Raw genomic sequence first — 18,087 nt, 5'->3', positions numbered from 1 at the left:
GCCGCCATGCAGAGCTCCCTCCCCTCAGTCTCCACTCCCGCGCTGCCCTCGGCCGTCGAGCGCCCGACCCTCCTGCTGGTCGACGGCTCCAGCTACCTGTACCGCGCCTACCACGCCATGCCGGACCTGCGCGGCCCCGCGGGCGAACCCACTGGCGCGATCCACGGCATCGTGGCGATGCTCCAGCAACTGCGCCAGCAGATCGGGGCGGAGCACGCAGCCTGTGTGTTCGATGCGTCGGGGCCGACCTTCCGGGACGAGTGGTACGCCGACTACAAGGCGCATCGACCGCCGATGCCCGAGGACCTGCGTGCCCAGATTGCGCCCATCCACGAGGTGGTTCGGCTGCTCGGCTGGCCGGTGCTGGAGGTGCCGGGCATCGAGGCCGACGATGCGATCGGGACGCTGGCACGCATCGCCGAGGCCGAGGGCCATCGCGTCGTGATCTCTACCGGCGACAAGGACCTGGCCCAACTGGTGACCGATCACGTCACCTTGATCAACACGATGAGCCGCGAGTCGCTCGATCGCGCAGGTGTGCAGGCCAAGTTCGGCGTGCCGCCCGACCGCATCGTCGACTACCTGACGCTGATGGGCGACGCGGTGGACAACGTGCCCGGCGTGGAAAAGGTCGGGCCCAAGACGGCCGCCAAGTGGATCGCCGAGCACGGTTCGCTGGACGCCGTGATGGCAGCAGCCGGGCGCATCAAGGGCGTGGCCGGCGAGAACCTGCGCCGGGCGCTGGACTGGCTGCCCACAGGGCGGCGGCTGGTCACCGTGAAGACCGACTGCGACCTGAGCGGCCAGGTTCCGGGCTGGCCTGGACTGGAGGCGTTGAAATGGGGCAGTGCCGATGCCGACGGACTGCTGGCCTTCTACACCATGCACGGCTTCAAGACCTGGCGGCGCGAGCTGGAGGGGCAGTCCAGTACATCTGGTGAACCCAAACCCGTTGCGCAGGCCCTTCCGCCCGGCGCGTCCGCCGCTGCCGACGCGGCGGCACCATCCGTCCCTTCCCCCCCTTCCGTCCCTGGGCGAGTCGGCCGCTACGAAACCGTGCTCACGGTCGAGCAACTCGACGGCTGGCTCACCCGCATCCGGGCAGCGGCGCTCACGGCCGTGGACACCGAGACGGACTCGCTGGAACCGATGCGCGCGCGCATCGTCGGCATCAGCCTCGCGGTGCAGCCCTACGAGGCAGCCTACATTCCGGTGGGCCACGACTATCCAGGCGCCCCGGAACAGCTGGCCCTGGACGTGGTCCTGGCGGCGCTGCGCCCCTGGCTCGAAGACGCCTCGGCAGCAAAGGTGGGCCAGAACATCAAGTACGACACCCACGTCTTCGCCAACCACGGCATCCCGGTGCGCGGCTACCGGCACGACACGATGCTGGAGAGCTACGTGCTGGAAGCACACCGGCCGCACGGGCTCGCCAGCCTGGCCGAGCGCCACCTCGGCCGCATCGGCCTGAACTACGAGGACCTCTGCGGCAAGGGCGCCAACCAGATCCCGTTCAGCCACGTCGACATCGAGCGAGCGACCACGTACTCCGGTGAAGACAGCGAAATGACGCTGCAGGTGCATGCCCACTTCGCCCCGGAATTCGCCCAGGAGCCGCGGCTGCAGGAGGTCTACGAGCGCATCGAGCTGCCCACCGCCGCCGTGCTGGCACGCATCGAACGGCATGGCGTGCTGATTGACGCCGGGGCGCTGGCACGCCAGAGCCAGCAGCTGGCGCAGCGCATGCTGCAACTGGAACAGGAAGCCTACGAGATCGCCGGCCAGCCCTTCAACCTGGGCAGCCCGAAACAGATCGGCGAGATTCTCTTCGGCAAGCTCGGATTGCCGGTCAAGAAAAGGACCGCCAGCGGCGCCCCCAGCACCGACGAAGAGGTGCTTCAGGAGCTCGCGGCCGACTATCCGTTGCCAGCGCGCATCCTCGAACACCGCAGCCTGGCCAAACTCAAGGGCACGTACACCGACAAGCTGCCGCAGATGGTCAACCCATCTACTGGACGGATCCACACCAACTACGCGCAGGCCGTGGCGGTCACCGGGCGGCTCTCCAGCAATGAGCCCAATCTCCAGAACATCCCCATTCGCACTGCAGAGGGTCGGCGCGTGCGCGAGGCCTTCGTCGCTCCCGCCGGGCATCGATTGGTGAGCGCTGACTATTCGCAGATCGAACTGCGCCTGATGGCGCACATTTCAGGCGATGCCAACCTGTTGAGCGCCTTTGCGAATGGCCTGGACGTCCACCGCGCCACGGCCGCAGAGGTATTCGGACTGCCTTTGGAGGAAGTCAGTGCCGAACAACGCCGCTATGCCAAGACGATCAATTTCGGCCTGATTTACGGCATGGGTGCCTTTGGCTTGGCCACCAGCCTCGGTATCGAGCAGAAGGCAGCGCGGGACTACATCGACCGATACTTTGCGCGCTATCCGGACGTGAAACGCTACATGGACGACACGCGAGCCAGCGCATCGGCCCAGGGATACGTCGAAACGCTCTTTGGCCGTCGAATTGTCTTGCCCGAAATCCGCGGTGGCAGTGGACCTCGACGCGCCGCAGCAGAACGCCAGGCCATCAATGCGCCGATGCAGGGAACCGCCGCCGACCTGATCAAGCTTGCGATGATTGCCGTGCAACGCACGATCGATGAGGAAGGACGCGCCAGTCGGATGATCATGCAGGTGCATGACGAACTGGTGTTGGAAGTCCCAGCTGCTGAACTGATTTGGGCAACTGAGGCGCTGCCCCGCCTGATGGCTGGAGTTGCTGCCTTGAAGGTGCCGCTTGTTGCTGAGGTAGGCGTTGGCGGCAACTGGGAGGAAGCGCACTGAGCGGACCAGGGACTGATCGTGAGCGTCCAGCGCAGCCACGTTGACGTGACCCGGAGGGTCAGCTTGTGGCCGGCACCCAGCGGTGCGGCAGCAACTCTTCGATGCGGCTGTTGAGCTGTGTAGGCAGTCGCTGCAGCACGTCACGCAGGTAGGCATGCGGGTCGTGGCCGTTGAGCTTGGCCGACTGCACCAGGCTCATCACGATGGCTGCGCGCTCGCCGGCCTGTTCGCTGCCGACGAACATCCATGCCTTGCGGCCCATCGCCCAGGGCTTGATCTGCCGCTCAAGGTGGTTGTTGTCGACGGCCACTGCACCGTCGTCGAGGTGGCGCGTGAGCGCCTGCCAGTGGTTGAGCGTGTAGTCGATGGCCGAGGCCGCAGCGCCGCCATCGACGACGCGTCGGCGTTCGTGCGCCAGCCAGGCCTTGAGTTCGTCCCAGCAGGGTTTGGCCAACGCCTGGCGCTGCCACTGGCGTTCGTCGTCCTCCAGGTGCGCCAGTGCGCCCTCGATCTCGTAGATGCGCGCCCAGCGCACGATGGCCTCGTCGGCCAGCACGCTGGTGCGGGCCTTGGCGAGTTCGTCGAACTTGCGCCTGGCATGGGCGACACAGGCCGCAGCGGTGCGCCCGGGGTGGTAGCGAGGGTCGAGCACGCTCTCGTAGCCCTGGTAGCGATCGGTCAGCAGCGTGCCGGCCCAGGCGGCGATGCCCTGGCGAGGGTCGCCGGCAAGGAACTTGGTCGGGTACTGAGCGCCGCGACCTCGGCAGAAGTCGTAGATCACCCCCGGCTGCGCGTCGTGCAAGCTCCTGGCGTAGGCCCAGATGTAGGCGCGTCGGGTCTTGCCCGCGCCAGGCTCTAGCAGGGCCACCGGCGTCTCGTCGGCGTGCAGTACCCGGCAGTCGAGCACGAAGCGCTTGTGCGCCTCGTACAGCGGTTGCAGTGCCGCGCCGGCGGCACCGGCCCAGGCCGCCAGCGTCGAGCGCGGCGTGTGCACGCCCGAGCGCGCGTTGATCGTCTCTTGCCGGTAGTACGGCAAGTGATCGGCGTAGCGGCTGATCAGGGTGTGCGCCAGCAACCCGCTGCTGGCCAGACCGCCGTCGATGACCTCGGGCACGCTGGGTGCCTGCTTCAAGCTCTGGCAGGCGCGGCAAGCCCACTTGCCGTAGACGTGGCGGTGCACGAAGAACTCGGCGGGCACGACGTCCAGGCGCTCGGTGACGTCCTCGCCGATGCGTACCATCGCACGCCCGCACCCCTCGTGCGCGCAGGTGGTGTTGGCGGGCTCGTGGCGATGCTCCACGCGCCGCAGGCTGTCGGGCAGCGCCTGGCGCCGCGGGCGACGTGGCGAGGCGATGGGGGCTTGCCCGCGCTCGCGCCAGCCTGCTCGCGCAGGCGTGCCAGCTGTGCCTGCAGGTCGGCCTCGTCTTCGCTGCGGGTCTCGTCGAACAAGCGCCGCTGCTGGGCGGTCATGGCCTCGGCCTTGACCCCCAGCTGCCAGCCGTGCGAGCTCGAACTCCAGCTTGGCGCACTGCGCCTCGCGCAGGGCGAGTTCGCGGTCCTTGCGCTCGATGAGGGCCTGGTGTTCGGCCAGTGCCACCGTGCGTTCGGCCAGCATGCGTGCGCTGGTGCCCAGCGCCGCGTCCTGTTGCGCCAGGCGCTGCTGCATCTGCTCGATGAGCGCGCGTGCCTGCGGGGTCAGGCCCTGCAGCATCTGCGGCGTGAGGTCGTGGCCGTCGAGCATCGGCGCTCATGGTGGCGCAGGCGTGCGGCCCGCGCCATTGGCACAACTGCCGTTGCCACCGCACGCGTCGCAGGGTCCTCACACGCGGGTGATGACCCTGACCTCGGGCAGGCGCTGCCAGGGCAGGCCCACGACCAGTGCGTCGAACTGCTCGCGGCTGAGTTGCAGCGCCATCGGGACGGCTGGGTCGGCAGGGTCGGCCGGGTTGGTCGCGATCCAGACGAAGCGTCCGGCGTGCAGCCGTCTGGCGTATCTATTCACCCCCGCCCCCCAAGCGCCAACGCAGGCTTGCACCCTTACCTCAGCCGTGACTTGAAGGTCTACTTGTAAGTGGATGATTTTGCGAAGACACTGGCCGCATGAACAGCGCTGAGAGCGAGGACAAGGCACCGTTCCAGCCGGTATCGATGACGATGCCGGCGACGCTGCCGGAGTGCCACGCGGTGATCGAGACGATGGCCCTGGAACTCGCCCAACTGCGCGAGCAGATGGCGTGGCTGCAAGAGCGGCTGAAGGTGGACTCGCGCAACTCATCGAAGCCGCCGTCGTCGGATGGACCGGGTAGCGGTAACCGCGCCCAGCGCCGCGCCAGCCAGCGCAAGCGCGGTGCCCAGAAGGGCCACCCCGGCGCGTACCGGGCGCTGCTGCCCGAGACGGAGGTGGACGGTGTCCAAGACTGTGTGCCCCCGGCGCAGTGCAACTGCGGCGGCGCGGTGAACGTGCAGGGCAAACCGGTGCGTCACCAGGTCTCCGAAGTTCGACACCAACCTCGCCAAGTCCTTGATTTGCTTAGTGGCGACCTTGCGGCGCGCCACTACAGCAGGGACATTTGGGCGTCGAGGCTGGGTTTCTTGATCTTGAGTGCATCCAGGGTGTCAGCCTGGTCCTGGTGGATGGTGGAGATGCCGGCGATGGGCTCGGCGCCGTCGATGCGCACTTGGTGACGCTGGACGCGGCGCAGCTGCTGCAGCGCGGCCTCGGGCGACAGGGGGCTGCCGGCCAGCCTCAAGCGCTGGCGCATCACCCGGTGCAGCACCAGCGCCATGAAGCAGATGCTGGCGTGCGCGCGGATGCGCTCGGGCAGCCGGTGGAACACCGGCGCAATCTCGATCTCGGACTTCAGCACATGGAAGCCACGCTCGATGTCAGCCAGGCTCTTGTAGCGCGCCACGATCTGCTGGGCGCTCAGGTCATGCACGTTGCTCACCAGCAGCAGCTTGCCGTCCATCGCCTCTGCGCGCGCCTGGGCGACGTGGTCGATGTCGTAGGTGAACAGCTCGGACTTCAGGTCCACCCGGATGATGTTGGCCAAGTGCGCCTCGCACACCTCGTGGAAGAAGCGCGCCTTGGCGCCGCTGTCAGACAGCTTGCGCCCGCGCTGGCTCTGGCCGGCGTCCTGTTCGTCGAGCTTGCCGGTCAGTGCCTGGGCGCGCACCTGCAACGCCGTGATGCGATCACGTCGGCGCTGGGTGAGATCGGCGGCCTGCTGCGCGTTGTGCGCCACCACCAGGCGATGGCCTTGCCAGCTCAGCTCGTCGATCACCTCGGCGGCTGAGCCTTCAGCCCTGGCCTGCAGTGGCGCCAGCAGTTCGACGAAGTCCCCATGCCGGCGCCCGGGCACGGCCAGGATGAACTCCAGTGCCCGATCGCCCGGCAGCTTCAGCTCGCTGAGCATCTGCAGGTTGTCCAGCGACAGCAGCCCCCGATCGGCCACCACCACCAGGCGCTTCACATGCGGGTAGCGCTGCAGCACGCGCTCCAGTGTGGGCTTGAGCGTGGGGCCCTCGCTGGCGTTGCCGTCGAACACCTCGTGGTAGATCGGCAGGCCATCGGCCGTCTGCACCACGCCCAGCAGGAACTGCCGGGCAACGACACCTTCCTTGGACATGCCGAACTTGCGCACGTCATCGCGTTGCTGGCTCAGCCCCTCGACCCGGATGGTCGTCAGGTCATAGAACACCACCGACAACTGCTCGTCGATGAGCGGGCGCAGCAACTGCGCCACGCAATCGTCCACGCTGGCCTGGTGATCCATCAGCGCGTCCATGCTGCGCAGCAGGTGCTGGTGGGTGATCGACCCGGGATCGACATCGGGCATCGCCACTGTCTGCAACCAGCGCAGCGCACCGAGCTTGGAATCGGCATCACAAAGCCGGTTGAACACCATCACGCGGATGGCCTGTTCCACCGGGGTGGTGTAGCGCGCACGGCGGAACACCGCGTGCAGCCGATCAAAGCCCAACTCGTGCCAGAGCTGGTGCAGCACCCAGACATCGCCCAAGGCCAGCGCGGACTCGAACTGCACCTGGGGCGGCGAGGCCAGCGCGGCAGGGCGACCCTTCACGCGCAGCAGGCCCTGCAGCAGCGAATCGACCTGGCCGCCGATCTCATCGGTGCGGCCCAGGGTGGCCAGGGTGCGCTGCCGCGGGCGGCCTTGCTCATCGCGGAAGGACTCGACCAGCTGGGCGTAGCTGCGTCCACCGGACCGCGTGAGCTTGATGAACATGGCCTGCGAGTATAGCCAAAAGGCAGGATAGTGCCAATACCTTCCTTCCACAAACGTGCCACTACAGACCTTCTCTCAAAACGTCGCCAAGTGCTTGTCGGGATTGAGATCGGCCTCGCCAAAAGGGCGCAAAGTGTCGAACTTCGGGGCGCAGCGCCCAGGCGCGGCCGGGCGCATCGGTGCGAGGCTGCTGGCACTGGGTTATGTGCTGTTTCGCTGGCGCGAGCAGGGCCGCAGCGCCGCGCAGTTCGAAGCCTTGCAGCGCCGCGTCCGGGCGGCATTGGACCGGGGCGCGGCACAGACCGGTTGCCGGCGCACGCAGGCCACCTGTCAGAACCTGCTCAAGCTCTGGCCGGCGTTGTGGGGCTTCGTGAACCACCCTCAGGTGCCGCCCACCAACAATGACGCCGAGCGCTCGATCCGCTCCATCGTGCTCAAGCGCAAGATCTCCGGGCCCACGCGATCACGGCGTGGCGACGAGTTCATCGCCCGGGGTTTCAGCGTAGTGGAGACTTGCCGACGGCAGGGCCGCGACTTGATCGACTACATGCATCAGGCCGTGCTCGCCTGGATCAACAAGGCGCCTCACCCCAGCCTGCTGCCTCTGCAAGCGGCTCCCTCGGGTTGACTCTCACGCGGCTGCGTCCTCGCTGGCTCCACTTTCCTCTGGACGTTCTGGGGAGGGGGTGAATACGTACCCGTCTGGCCGCGCACCAGATGCCGAAGCCATCGTGCACCAGCAGCTTGACCCGCGTGGCCCGTGCGTTGGCGAACAGGTAGCCGTGGTGCGCTCGGGCCTCGCCCAGCGTGGTGACCACCGCGGCCAGCAAGCGCTCGGCGCCCGCGCGCATGTCCACCGGCTGCGCGCACAGCCACAGTGCGTCGATGCGCAGCATCGCGGCTCACCGCGCCAGCGCGAGCCACTCGCGCAGCAAGGTCGCACAGGCGTCGGCTCGCGTGGCGGGCCAGCACACGTCCAACTGCAACTCGCCTCGACAGGCGTGGATGTGGATGGTGGCCTCCGAAGTTCGACACCAACCTCGCCAAGTCCTTGATTTGCTTAGTGGCGACCTTGCGGCGCGCCACTACAGCAGGGACATTTGGGCGTCGAGGCTGGGTTTCTTGATCTTGAGTGCATCCAGGGTGTCAGCCTGGTCCTGGTGGATGGTGGAGATGCCGGCGATGGGCTCGGCGCCGTCGATGCGCACTTGGTGACGCTGGACGCGGCGCAGCTGCTGCAGCGCGGCCTCGGGCGACAGGGGGCTGCCGGCCAGCCTCAAGCGCTGGCGCATCACCCGGTGCAGCACCAGCGCCATGAAGCAGATGCTGGCGTGCGCGCGGATGCGCTCGGGCAGCCGGTGGAACACCGGCGCAATCTCGATCTCGGACTTCAGCACATGGAAGCCACGCTCGATGTCAGCCAGGCTCTTGTAGCGCGCCACGATCTGCTGGGCGCTCAGGTCATGCACGTTGCTCACCAGCAGCAGCTTGCCGTCCATCGCCTCTGCGCGCGCCTGGGCGACGTGGTCGATGTCGTAGGTGAACAGCTCGGACTTCAGGTCCACCCGGATGATGTTGGCCAAGTGCGCCTCGCACACCTCGTGGAAGAAGCGCGCCTTGGCGCCGCTGTCAGACAGCTTGCGCCCGCGCTGGCTCTGGCCGGCGTCCTGTTCGTCGAGCTTGCCGGTCAGTGCCTGGGCGCGCACCTGCAACGCCGTGATGCGATCACGTCGGCGCTGGGTGAGATCGGCGGCCTGCTGCGCGTTGTGCGCCACCACCAGGCGATGGCCTTGCCAGCTCAGCTCGTCGATCACCTCGGCGGCTGAGCCTTCAGCCCTGGCCTGCAGTGGCGCCAGCAGTTCGACGAAGTCCCCATGCCGGCGCCCGGGCACGGCCAGGATGAACTCCAGTGCCCGATCGCCCGGCAGCTTCAGCTCGCTGAGCATCTGCAGGTTGTCCAGCGACAGCAGCCCCCGATCGGCCACCACCACCAGGCGCTTCACATGCGGGTAGCGCTGCAGCACGCGCTCCAGTGTGGGCTTGAGCGTGGGGCCCTCGCTGGCGTTGCCGTCGAACACCTCGTGGTAGATCGGCAGGCCATCGGCCGTCTGCACCACGCCCAGCAGGAACTGCCGGGCAACGACACCTTCCTTGGACATGCCGAACTTGCGCACGTCATCGCGTTGCTGGCTCAGCCCCTCGACCCGGATGGTCGTCAGGTCATAGAACACCACCGACAACTGCTCGTCGATGAGCGGGCGCAGCAACTGCGCCACGCAATCGTCCACGCTGGCCTGGTGATCCATCAGCGCGTCCATGCTGCGCAGCAGGTGCTGGTGGGTGATCGACCTGGGATCGACATCGGGCATCGCCACTGTCTGCAACCAGCGCAGCGCACCGAGCTTGGAATCGGCATCACAAAGCCGGTTGAACACCATCACGCGGATGGCCTGTTCCACCGGGGTGGTGTAGCGCGCACGGCGGAACACCGCGTGCAGCCGATCAAAGCCCAACTCGTGCCAGAGCTGGTGCAGCACCCAGACATCGCCCAAGGCCAGCGCGGACTCGAACTGCACCTGGGGCGGCGAGGCCAGCGCGGCAGGGCGACCCTTCACGCGCAGCAGGCCCTGCAGCAGCGAATCGACCTGGCCGCCGATCTCATCGGTGCGGCCCAGGGTGGCCAGGGTGCGCTGCCGCGGGCGGCCTTGCTCATCGCGGAAGGACTCGACCAGCTGGGCGTAGCTGCGTCCACCGGACCGCGTGAGCTTGATGAACATGGCCTGCGAGTATAGCCAAAAGGCAGGATAGTGCCAATACATGAATTCCGCAAACGTGCCACTACAAACCTTCTCTCAAAACGTCGCCAAGTGCTTGTCGGGATTGAGATCGGCCTCGCCAAAAGGGCGCAAAGTGTCGAACTTCGGTGGCCTCAACGCCCGAAGCCGGCGCCGACGCGCCAGCCACCGTCGCGCTCGCGGCGTCGGCCTGGGTGGCCAGCTCGACGGGCATGAACCGCAGCGGGGCACCCGCGAGCTTCAGTCCTCGGCCGATCAGCCACTTGCGCACGAGGTTGGCGTTCAGCCCGTGCGCCAGCGCCACGGCCGCCACCGACGCGCCAGGTGCGTGGCACGCCGCAATGACCTGGGCCTTCAACTGCGCGCCGTGTACGCGCCTGTGGGTACTGGGTTGCATGGGTGTCCACCTGTTCGATTGGTGGACGCCATCGTCGCCCGGCTCATCCCCTCAGGACAGATGGTGCGGCTGGACGCTCACAAAAGGCCAAGCCCCCTGCAGCGTTGTAGCTGAGGGGGCTAGGGGAGTAGAAGCCTGACGATGACCTACTTTCACACGCGAATGCGCACTATCATCGGCGCTGAGGTGTTTCACTGTCCTGTTCGGGATGGGAAGGAGTGGGACCACCTCGCTATGGTCGTCAGGCATAACTTGTTGTTGAAGTCGATGGGACTTCAACCAATTTGTAGAGTTTGAATCAGCTATTGATTGCGTTGCCAGTGTACGGTGACTTTGGGGTCAGTGAACACTGCTTTGTCCAGATCGATGATCGGATGACAAAGTTATAGGGTCAAGCCGCACGAGCAATTAGTACTGGTTAGCTTAACGCATTACTGCGCTTCCACACCCAGCCTATCAACGTCCTGGTCTTGGACGACTCTTCAGGGGGCTCAAGGCCCCGGCAGATCTTATCTTGGAACGAGTTTCCCGCTTAGATGCTTTCAGCGGTTATCTCTTCCGCACATAGCTACCCGGCGATGCCACTGGCGTGACAACCGGTACACCAGAGGTGCGTCCACTCCGGTCCTCTCGTACTAGGAGCAGGCTTCCTCAAATCTGCAGCGCCCACGGAAGATAGGGACCAAACTGTCTCACGACGTTTTAAACCCAGCTCACGTACCTCTTTAAATGGCGAACAGCCATACCCTTGGGACCGGCTACAGCCCCAGGATGAGATGAGCCGACATCGAGGTGCCAAACACCGCCGTCGATATGAACTCTTGGGCGGTATCAGCCTGTTATCCCCAGAGTACCTTTTATCCGTTGAGCGATGGCCCTTCCATACAGAACCACCGGATCACTTTGTCCTACTTTCGTACCTGCTCGACTTGTCAGTCTCGCAGTCAAGCACGCTTATGCCAATGCACTATCAACACGATTTCCGACCGTATTTAGCGTACCTTCGAACTCCTCCGTTACACTTTGGGAGGAGACCGCCCCAGTCAAACTGCCCACCATACACTGTCCCCAACCCGGATCACGGGCCAAGGTTAGAACCTCAAACACACCAGGGTGGTATTTCAACGTTGGCTCCATGAGAACTAGCATCCTCACTTCAAAGCCTCCCACCTATCCTACACAGATCTGTTCAAAGTCCAATGTAAAGCTACAGTAAAGGTTCATGGGGTCTTTCCGTCTTTCCGCGGGGAGATTGCATCATCACAAACATTTCAACTTCGCTGAGTCTCTGGAGGAGACAGTGTGGCCATCGTTACGCCATTCGTGCAGGTCGGAACTTACCCGACAAGGAATTTCGCTACCTTAGGACCGTTATAGTTACGGCCGCCGTTTACTGGGACTTCAGTCAAGAGCTTGCACCCCATCATTTAATCTTCCAGCACCGGGCAGGCGTCACACCCTATACGTCGACTTTCGTCTTTGCAGAGTGCTGTGTTTTTATTAAACAGTCGCAGCCACCGATTCTCTGCGGCCTCATTGGGCTCCGTTTGTACAACTTCACCTACTAAAGGCACACCTTCTTCCGAAGTTACGGTGTCAATTTGCCGAGTTCCTTCTCCAGAGTTCTCTCAAGCGCCTGAGAATACTCATCTCGCGCACCAGTGTCGGTTTGCGGTACGGTCGTGTGTAGCTGAAGCTTAGTGGCTTTTCCTGGAAGCAGGGTATCACTCACTTCGTCTGCAAGCAGACTCGTTATCACCCCTCATCTTAGATCCCCGGATTTGCCTAAGGACCACGACTACAGGCTTGAACCAACATATCCAACAGTTGGCTGAGCTAACCTTCTCCGTCCCCACATCGCACTACACATCGGTACAGGAATATTGACCTGTTTCCCATCAGCTACGCATCTCTGCCTCGCCTTAGGGGCCGACTCACCCTACGCCGATGAACGTTGCGTAGGAAACCTTGCGCTTACGGCGAGGGGGCTTTTCACCCCCTTTAACGCTACTCATGTCAGCATTCGCACTTCTGATACCTCCAGCATCCTTTACAAGACACCTTCGCAGGCTTACAGAACGCTCTCCTACCATCGCATTTCTGCGATCCGCAGCTTCGGTAACTGGCTTGAGCCCCGTTACATCTTCCGCGCAGGACGACTCGATCAGTGAGCTATTACGCTTTCTTTAAATGATGGCTGCTTCTAAGCCAACATCCTGACTGTTTTAGCCTTCCCACTTCGTTTCCCACTTAGCCAATTTTAGGGACCTTAGCTGGCGGTCTGGGTTGTTTCCCTCTTGTGTCCGGACGTTAGCACCCGGTGCACTGTCTCCCAAGCTGTACTCATCGGTATTCGGAGTTTGCAATGGTTTGGTAAGTCGCCATGACCCCCTAGCCATAACAGTGCTCTACCCCCGATGGTAATACTTGAGGCACTACCTAAATAGTTTTCGGAGAGAACCAGCTATCTCCAGGTTTGTTTAGCCTTTCACCCCTATCCACAGCTCATCCGCTAGTTTTGCAACACTAGTCGGTTCGGACCTCCAGTGCGTGTTACCGCACCTTCATCCTGGCCATGGATAGATCACCTGGTTTCGGGTCTACACCCAGCGACTGAACGCCCTATTCGGACTCGATTTCTCTTCGGCTTCCCTATTCGGTTAACCTCGCCACTGAATGTAAGTCGCTGACCCATTATACAAAAGGTACGCCGTCACCCCTTTCGAGGCTCCGACTTTTTGTATGCATGCGGTTTCAGGATCTATTTCACTCCCCTCCCGGGGTTCTTTTCGCCTTTCCCTCACGGTACTTGTTCACTATCGGTCGATTACGAGTATTTAGCCTTGGAGGATGGTCCCCCCATCTTCAGACAGGATTTCACGTGTCCCGCCCTACTTGTCGCTAGCTCAGTACCACACGGATCTTTTCACATACGGGGCTATCACCCACTGTGGCCGGCCTTTCCAGACCGTTCTGTTAAGTCCCGCGCTATCACTAGCAGGCTCTTCCAATTTCGCTCGCCACTACTCTCGGAATCTCGGTTGATGTCTTTTCCTCCAGCTACTGAGATGTTTCAGTTCGCCGGGTTCGCCTTGCATGCCTATGTATTCAGCATGCAATACCCTTGCGGGTGGGTTTCCCCATTCGGATATCTCCGGATCAAAGCTAATTTGCCAGCTCCCCGAAGCTTTTCGCAGGCTATCACGTCCTTCATCGCCTGTAATCGCCAAGGCATCCACCACATGCACTTAGTCACTTGACCCTATAACTTTGACATCGACTCCATCGATGTCGTCAAGGACTCACCAGCACCCAGCGACTAAGCCGGTGCCAGTGTTTGAGTATTCACGTTTGCCGTACTTTCAACTCGCCAGATCGCTCTCGCAATCCAGCCATTGAAGTCTGGTGACGCAATCAATTGTCATTGGCGGCACGGTGCCTTCCAGGCCTTTACCCCTGGTCGGCTTTCCGCCAACAACGCTGATTCGACTCTACAAATTGTTAAAGAACAACAGCCAACTCTCGATGGCTAACCAAAATCACCACACGCTCAAGCGCCTCGTGCCTTTGGTTAGCATCGACTTGTTCAGAAGTTTGGTGGAGGATGACGGGATCGAACCGACGACCCCCTGCTTGCAAAGCAGGTGCTCTCCCAGCTGAGCTAATCCCCCTCGATTCCCCTCAGGTCATCGACCTTCAGGTATCCGTGGTGGGTCTGGTTGGATTCGAACCAACGACCCCCGCCTTATCAAGACGGTGCTCTAACCGACTGAGCTACAGACCCCAATCTCTTCTGTCACTGTCGTTTTTACAGCCGATAAGTGTGGGCGCGTTGAAGGCCAAGGCCTTGGACTTTGCTCTCGAATCATTGTTGATTGCTCAACCACGATTCCGGCTCGGTCATTTTCCAGAAAGGAGGTGATCCAGCCGCACCTTCCGATACGGCTACCTTGTTACGACTTCACCCCAGTCACGAACCCTGCCGTGGTAATCGCCCCCCTTGCGGTTAGGCTAACTACTTCTGGCAGAACCCGCTCCCATGGTGTGACGGGCGGTGTGTACAAGACCCGGGAACGTATTCACCGCGGCAAGCTGATCCGCGATTACTAGCGATTCCGACTTCACGCAGTCGAGTTGCAGACTGCGATCCGGACTACGACCGGTTTTCTGGGATTGGCTCCCCCTCGCGGGTTGGCAGCCCTCTGTACCGGCCATTGTATGACGTGTGTAGCCCTACCCATAAGGGCCATGAGGACCTGACGTCATCCCCACCTTCCTCCGGTTTGTCACCGGCAGTCTCATCAGAGTGCCCTTACGTAGCAACTGATGACAAGGGTTGCGCTCGTTGCGGGACTTAACCCAACATCTCACGACACGAGCTGACGACGGCCATGCAGCACCTGTGTGCAAGTTCTCTTTCGAGCACTCCCAGATCTCTCCAGGATTCTTGCCATGTCAAGGGTAGGTAAGGTTTTTCGCGTTGCATCGAATTAAACCACATCATCCACCGCTTGTGCGGGTCCCCGTCAATTCCTTTGAGTTTCAACCTTGCGGCCGTACTCCCCAGGCGGTCAACTTCACGCGTTAGCTTCGTTACTGAGTAGAAACCCACCCAACAACCAGTTGACATCGTTTAGGGCGTGGACTACCAGGGTATCTAATCCTGTTTGCTCCCCACGCTTTCGTGCATGAGCGTCAGTACAGGTCCAGGGGACTGCCTTCGCCATCGGTGTTCCTCCGCATATCTACGCATTTCACTGCTACACGCGGAATTCCATCCCCCTCTACCGTACTCCAGCTGTGCAGTCACAAATGCAGTTCCCAGGTTGAGCCCGGGGATTTCACATCTGTCTTACACAACCGCCTGCGCACGCTTTACGCCCAGTAATTCCGATTAACGCTTGCACCCTACGTATTACCGCGGCTGCTGGCACGTAGTTAGCCGGTGCTTATTCTTCAGGTACCGTCATCCTCCCGAGGTATTAACCCAGAAGATTTCTTCCCTGACAAAAGCGGTTTACAACCCGAAGGCCTTCTTCCCGCACGCGGTATGGCTGGATCAGGCTTGCGCCCATTGTCCAAAATTCCCCACTGCTGCCTCCCGTAGGAGTCTGGGCCGTGTCTCAGTCCCAGTGTGGCTGGTCGTCCTCTCAGACCAGCTACAGATCGCAGGCTTGGTGGGCCTTTACCCCACCAACTACCTAATCTGCCATCGGCCGCTCCAATCGCGCGAGGCCTTTCGGTCCCCCGCTTTCACCCTCAGGTCGTATGCGGTATTAGCGTAGCTTTCGCTACGTTATCCCCCACGACTGGGCACGTTCCGATGTATTACTCACCCGTTCGCCACTCTCAGGGGATTGCTCCCCCTACCGTTCGACTTGCATGTGTAAGGCATACCGCCAGCGTTCAATCTGAGCCAGGATCAAACTCTTCAGTTCGATCTTGATTTACTCAACGGAATCGAAGACTCACAACGGACCAAAGTCCGTAGCTACACTTCATTTCCGTGAGCGTTTGAATACCGAGTTACCTCGGTTCGGCACAAGGCCTTCAAACGCCCACGCTTATCGGCTGTAGATTTTTAAAGAACACGCCCCGAAGAGCAATCCGGCATCAACCGGAACCACCAATCACCGAACAATTCAACAAGCGTCTTTCGACTTGCTTGCTGTTGTTTGCGTCAGCAATCAGCAGCGAAGACAGAAATTATGCTTTAAAAACAAAACCCTGTCAACTGGTTGGTTATTGCGGCCGCATCGCTTTCGCTTCGCATCAACAACCGCCTCAGCAAACAAGCCCACAAGGAACCCACTCACTTCGGCGTAATCAACACCGCCCACAAACTCCGCAAGCCGCATCAATCAACCAACGCTTTCGCTAACCACCAACAAGTCAGTGAGCAGCGAAGCCCTCTATTATAACAACACTCTCGATCGCTTGGCAAGCAGAGGCGAGAAAAAAGTTCACGCCGCCCTCGCAAGACTCGCTGCATCACGCGCCAACGACCACTGGAGCCACGCCTGCCGAGGTTCTTCTGCCTGAGCCAGTGCGTCAGGCAGGGCGCGCAGCCGGTTGGTGTCGGCTCGCAGGATGCGCTGCTTGATGGATGGCAACTGGGCGGGGTGCATGCTGAACGACCGCAAGCCCAACGCGAGCAGCCATTCGGTGAAGTCCGGATCGCCCGCCATCTCCCCGCAGACACTGACCCCGCGTCCTGCCTGGACCGCCAGGCGGATCGTCTGCGCTACCAGGCCGAGCACGGCAGGATGCCAGGGATCATAGAGATGAGCGACCGATTCATCCGCGCGATCGATCGCCAGCGTGTACTGAATCAGGTCGTTGGTCCCCAGGGACACGAAGTCGAAGTGGTGCAGGAAGGTCGGCAGCACCATGGCGGCAGCAGGCACTTCGATCATCGCCCCCACCTCGACGGCGCCGAAGGCGGTTTCCTCATCGGTCAGTTGCTGCCGCACCCTGGCCAGGGAGGCCAGCGTGGCACGAATCTCGCGCACGCTGGACAGCATCGGAAAGAGCAGCTTCACCGGCCCAAAGGCGGCTGCGCGCAGCACGGCACGCAGCTGCACCTCGAACATGACCGGATCGGCCAGGCTCCAACGAATGGCGCGAAGGCCGAGCGCCGGATTGAGCATGTGCTCATGGCGCAACTCATTGACGCTCATCCGGTCGAGCGGTTTGTCGGAGCCGATGTCCACGGTGCGGATGGTCACCGGCAGGCCATCCATGGCCAGCACCGCTGCTCGGTAGGCCTCGAACTGTTCATCCTCGTCCGGCAGGCCGTCCTCGCGGTTCATGAACAGGAACTCGCTGCGGAACAGGCCCACTCCTTCAGCCCCGGCTTGCAAGGCCGCCGAACAATCGCCCGGCAATTCGATGTTCGCCAGCAACTCGACCCGCTGGCCATCGAGCGTGACCGCGGGGCGGTGCCGCAGACGCGCCAGGCGCTCGCGCTCGAGGTTGGCCTGACGCTGCCGGAACCGATACTCCTCCAGCACGATCGGTGAGGGATCGACGATCAGCAGCCCCGAATCGCCATCGATGATGACCCAATCATCCTGCTGCACCAATCGGCTCGCTTCGCGGGCGCCGACCACCGCAGGGATGTCCAGGCTGCGTGCAACGATGGCGGTGTGCGAGTTGCGCCCGCCCACGTCCGTGACAAAGCCGGTGAAGACGCTGCCCTTGAACTGAAGCATGTCAGCCGGGGAGATGTCGTTGGCCACCAGCACGAGGGGATCCTCGCCCGCAAAGTCCCGCGCCTCCACGGGCAGCGCCGGAGCCCGGCGCCCCTGGTGGGCATCCAGGGCGCGCAGCAGGCGCTCGACGACCTGTTCGATGTCGGCCTTGCGCTCGCGCAGGTACTCGTCCTCCATCTCGTCGAACTGGCGGCCGAGGACTTCCAGCTGAGCCGACAACGCCCATTCGGCGTTGTAGTGCCGCTCCACGATCCACTGGCGCGTAGCGTCGGCCAGGGCATCGTCGCGCAGCAGCATCAGGTGCACGTCAAGCAGCGCGACGAGCTCGGTGGGCGCGTCCCCCGGAACATCGCGCTTCAGTGCCTCCAGATCGGCATCAACCAGGTCGCGAGCGCGCCGCAGCCGGCGCAGTTCGGCATGGATCTCCGAGGGGCTGATGAAATAGTGGGCGACATCGACCCGACTGGACGCCACCAGCACCGCGCGGCCGATCGCCACCCCCCTGGACACCGGCAAACCGAATACCTGCAGACTCATGGCTGGATGCTATCAGCCCGTCCTGCGGACCCGGCTCAGGAGTAGCCCGGGCC

9 protein-coding genes, 2 tRNA genes, 3 rRNA genes and 1 pseudogene are annotated in these 18,087 nt (G+C 62.6%); 3 read left to right on the top strand and 12 right to left on the bottom strand.

From position 1 onward, the window contains the following. Positions 1-6 precede the first annotated feature (6 nt). Positions 7-2,844, top strand: a complete 2,838-nt coding sequence (gene polA, locus NGK70_RS07290) for a DNA polymerase I (protein ID WP_251972594.1) — start codon at positions 7-9, stop codon at positions 2,842-2,844. A 58-nt stretch (positions 2,845-2,902) separates the two neighbouring features. Here polA and tnpC read toward each other — a convergent pair whose 3' ends face one another. Both tnpC and NGK70_RS07280 read right to left on the bottom strand, forming a co-directional pair. Continuing rightward, positions 2,903-4,459 (bottom strand): IS66 family transposase, encoded by a 1,557-nt coding sequence (tnpC, locus tag NGK70_RS07285; protein ID WP_428985608.1) that lies wholly within the window; start codon positions 4,457-4,459, stop codon positions 2,903-2,905. A gap of 204 nt (positions 4,460-4,663) precedes the next feature. Then, on the bottom strand, positions 4,664-4,846 hold the full coding sequence (locus tag NGK70_RS07280; protein ID WP_251972592.1) for a transposase: 183 nt from the start codon (positions 4,844-4,846) through the stop codon (positions 4,664-4,666). Positions 4,847-4,944: 98 nt separating this feature from the next. Between NGK70_RS07280 and NGK70_RS26435 the strand changes: the two are divergent. After that, positions 4,945-5,211 (top strand): annotated as a pseudogene (locus tag NGK70_RS26435) (DUF6444 domain-containing protein); the annotation flags it as partial. A gap of 188 nt (positions 5,212-5,399) precedes the next feature. Here the strand turns inward: NGK70_RS26435 and NGK70_RS07270 are convergent. Then, a complete protein-coding gene (locus tag NGK70_RS07270; RefSeq protein ID WP_251972210.1) occupies positions 5,400-7,091 on the bottom strand; it encodes an IS1634 family transposase in 1,692 nt (563 codons plus the stop codon). Positions 7,092-7,224: 133 nt separating this feature from the next. Here NGK70_RS07270 and NGK70_RS07265 point away from each other — a divergent pair, with 133 nt between their 5' ends. Continuing rightward, positions 7,225-7,719 (top strand): IS66 family transposase, encoded by a 495-nt coding sequence (locus NGK70_RS07265; RefSeq protein WP_251972591.1) that lies wholly within the window; start codon positions 7,225-7,227, stop codon positions 7,717-7,719. Here the strand turns inward: NGK70_RS07265 and tnpB are convergent. From tnpB to ptsP, 9 genes are all read right to left on the bottom strand, one after another. Continuing rightward, the gene (gene tnpB, locus NGK70_RS07260; protein WP_251972590.1) at positions 7,664-7,987 is read right to left on the bottom strand and encodes an IS66 family insertion sequence element accessory protein TnpB; all 324 of its coding nucleotides are present in this window, start codon (positions 7,985-7,987) and stop codon (positions 7,664-7,666) included. The genes NGK70_RS07265 and tnpB overlap by 56 nt on opposite strands. A gap of 189 nt (positions 7,988-8,176) precedes the next feature. Continuing rightward, the gene (locus tag NGK70_RS07255; protein ID WP_251969629.1) at positions 8,177-9,868 is read right to left on the bottom strand and encodes an IS1634 family transposase; all 1,692 of its coding nucleotides are present in this window, start codon (positions 9,866-9,868) and stop codon (positions 8,177-8,179) included. Positions 9,869-9,929: 61 nt separating this feature from the next. Beyond that, the gene (locus NGK70_RS07250; RefSeq protein WP_251972589.1) at positions 9,930-10,283 is read right to left on the bottom strand and encodes a transposase; all 354 of its coding nucleotides are present in this window, start codon (positions 10,281-10,283) and stop codon (positions 9,930-9,932) included. 133 nt (positions 10,284-10,416) lie between these two features. After that, positions 10,417-10,529, bottom strand: a 5S ribosomal RNA gene (rrf, locus tag NGK70_RS07245). Positions 10,530-10,670: 141 nt separating this feature from the next. Continuing rightward, positions 10,671-13,545, bottom strand: a 23S ribosomal RNA gene (locus tag NGK70_RS07240). Between the two features lie 333 nt (positions 13,546-13,878). Then, positions 13,879-13,954: transfer RNA gene (locus NGK70_RS07235), tRNA-Ala, on the bottom strand. Positions 13,955-13,990: 36 nt separating this feature from the next. Then, positions 13,991-14,067: transfer RNA gene (locus NGK70_RS07230), tRNA-Ile, on the bottom strand. A 127-nt stretch (positions 14,068-14,194) separates the two neighbouring features. Beyond that, a 16S ribosomal RNA gene (locus NGK70_RS07225) occupies positions 14,195-15,721 on the bottom strand. Together the 16S, 23S and 5S rRNA genes with 2 tRNA genes alongside form the textbook arrangement of a ribosomal RNA operon. Before the next feature lie 525 nt (positions 15,722-16,246). Then, positions 16,247-18,034 carry a phosphoenolpyruvate--protein phosphotransferase gene (ptsP, locus tag NGK70_RS07220; protein WP_251972588.1) on the bottom strand — a complete coding sequence of 596 codons (1,788 nt, stop codon included), beginning with the start codon at positions 18,032-18,034 and terminating at the stop codon, positions 16,247-16,249. Between the last annotated feature and the right edge of the window lie 53 nt (positions 18,035-18,087).

Origin of the sequence: Sphaerotilus microaerophilus, from assembly GCF_023734135.1 — a bacterium.
Classification (GTDB): Bacteria; Pseudomonadota; Gammaproteobacteria; order Burkholderiales; family Burkholderiaceae_C; genus Sphaerotilus; species Sphaerotilus microaerophilus.
This window is presented reverse-complemented; position numbering and strand designations above follow the sequence as displayed.

Excerpts from the sequence above, each read along its gene's own strand:
- polA (WP_251972594.1), top strand. The coding sequence starts at position 7 with ATGCAGAGCTCCCTCCCCTCAGTCTCCACTCCCGCGCTGCCCTCGGCC.
- tnpC (WP_428985608.1), bottom strand. The coding sequence starts at position 4,459 with ATGCTGGCCGAACGCACGGTGGCACTGGCCGAACACCAGGCCCTCATC.
- NGK70_RS07270 (WP_251972210.1), bottom strand. The coding sequence starts at position 7,091 with ATGTTCATCAAGCTCACGCGGTCCGGTGGACGCAGCTACGCCCAGCTG.
- tnpB (WP_251972590.1), bottom strand. The coding sequence starts at position 7,987 with ATGCTGCGCATCGACGCACTGTGGCTGTGCGCGCAGCCGGTGGACATG.
- NGK70_RS07255 (WP_251969629.1), bottom strand. The coding sequence starts at position 9,868 with ATGTTCATCAAGCTCACGCGGTCCGGTGGACGCAGCTACGCCCAGCTG.
- NGK70_RS07250 (WP_251972589.1), bottom strand. The coding sequence starts at position 10,283 with ATGCAACCCAGTACCCACAGGCGCGTACACGGCGCGCAGTTGAAGGCC.
- ptsP (WP_251972588.1), bottom strand. The coding sequence starts at position 18,034 with ATGAGTCTGCAGGTATTCGGTTTGCCGGTGTCCAGGGGGGTGGCGATC.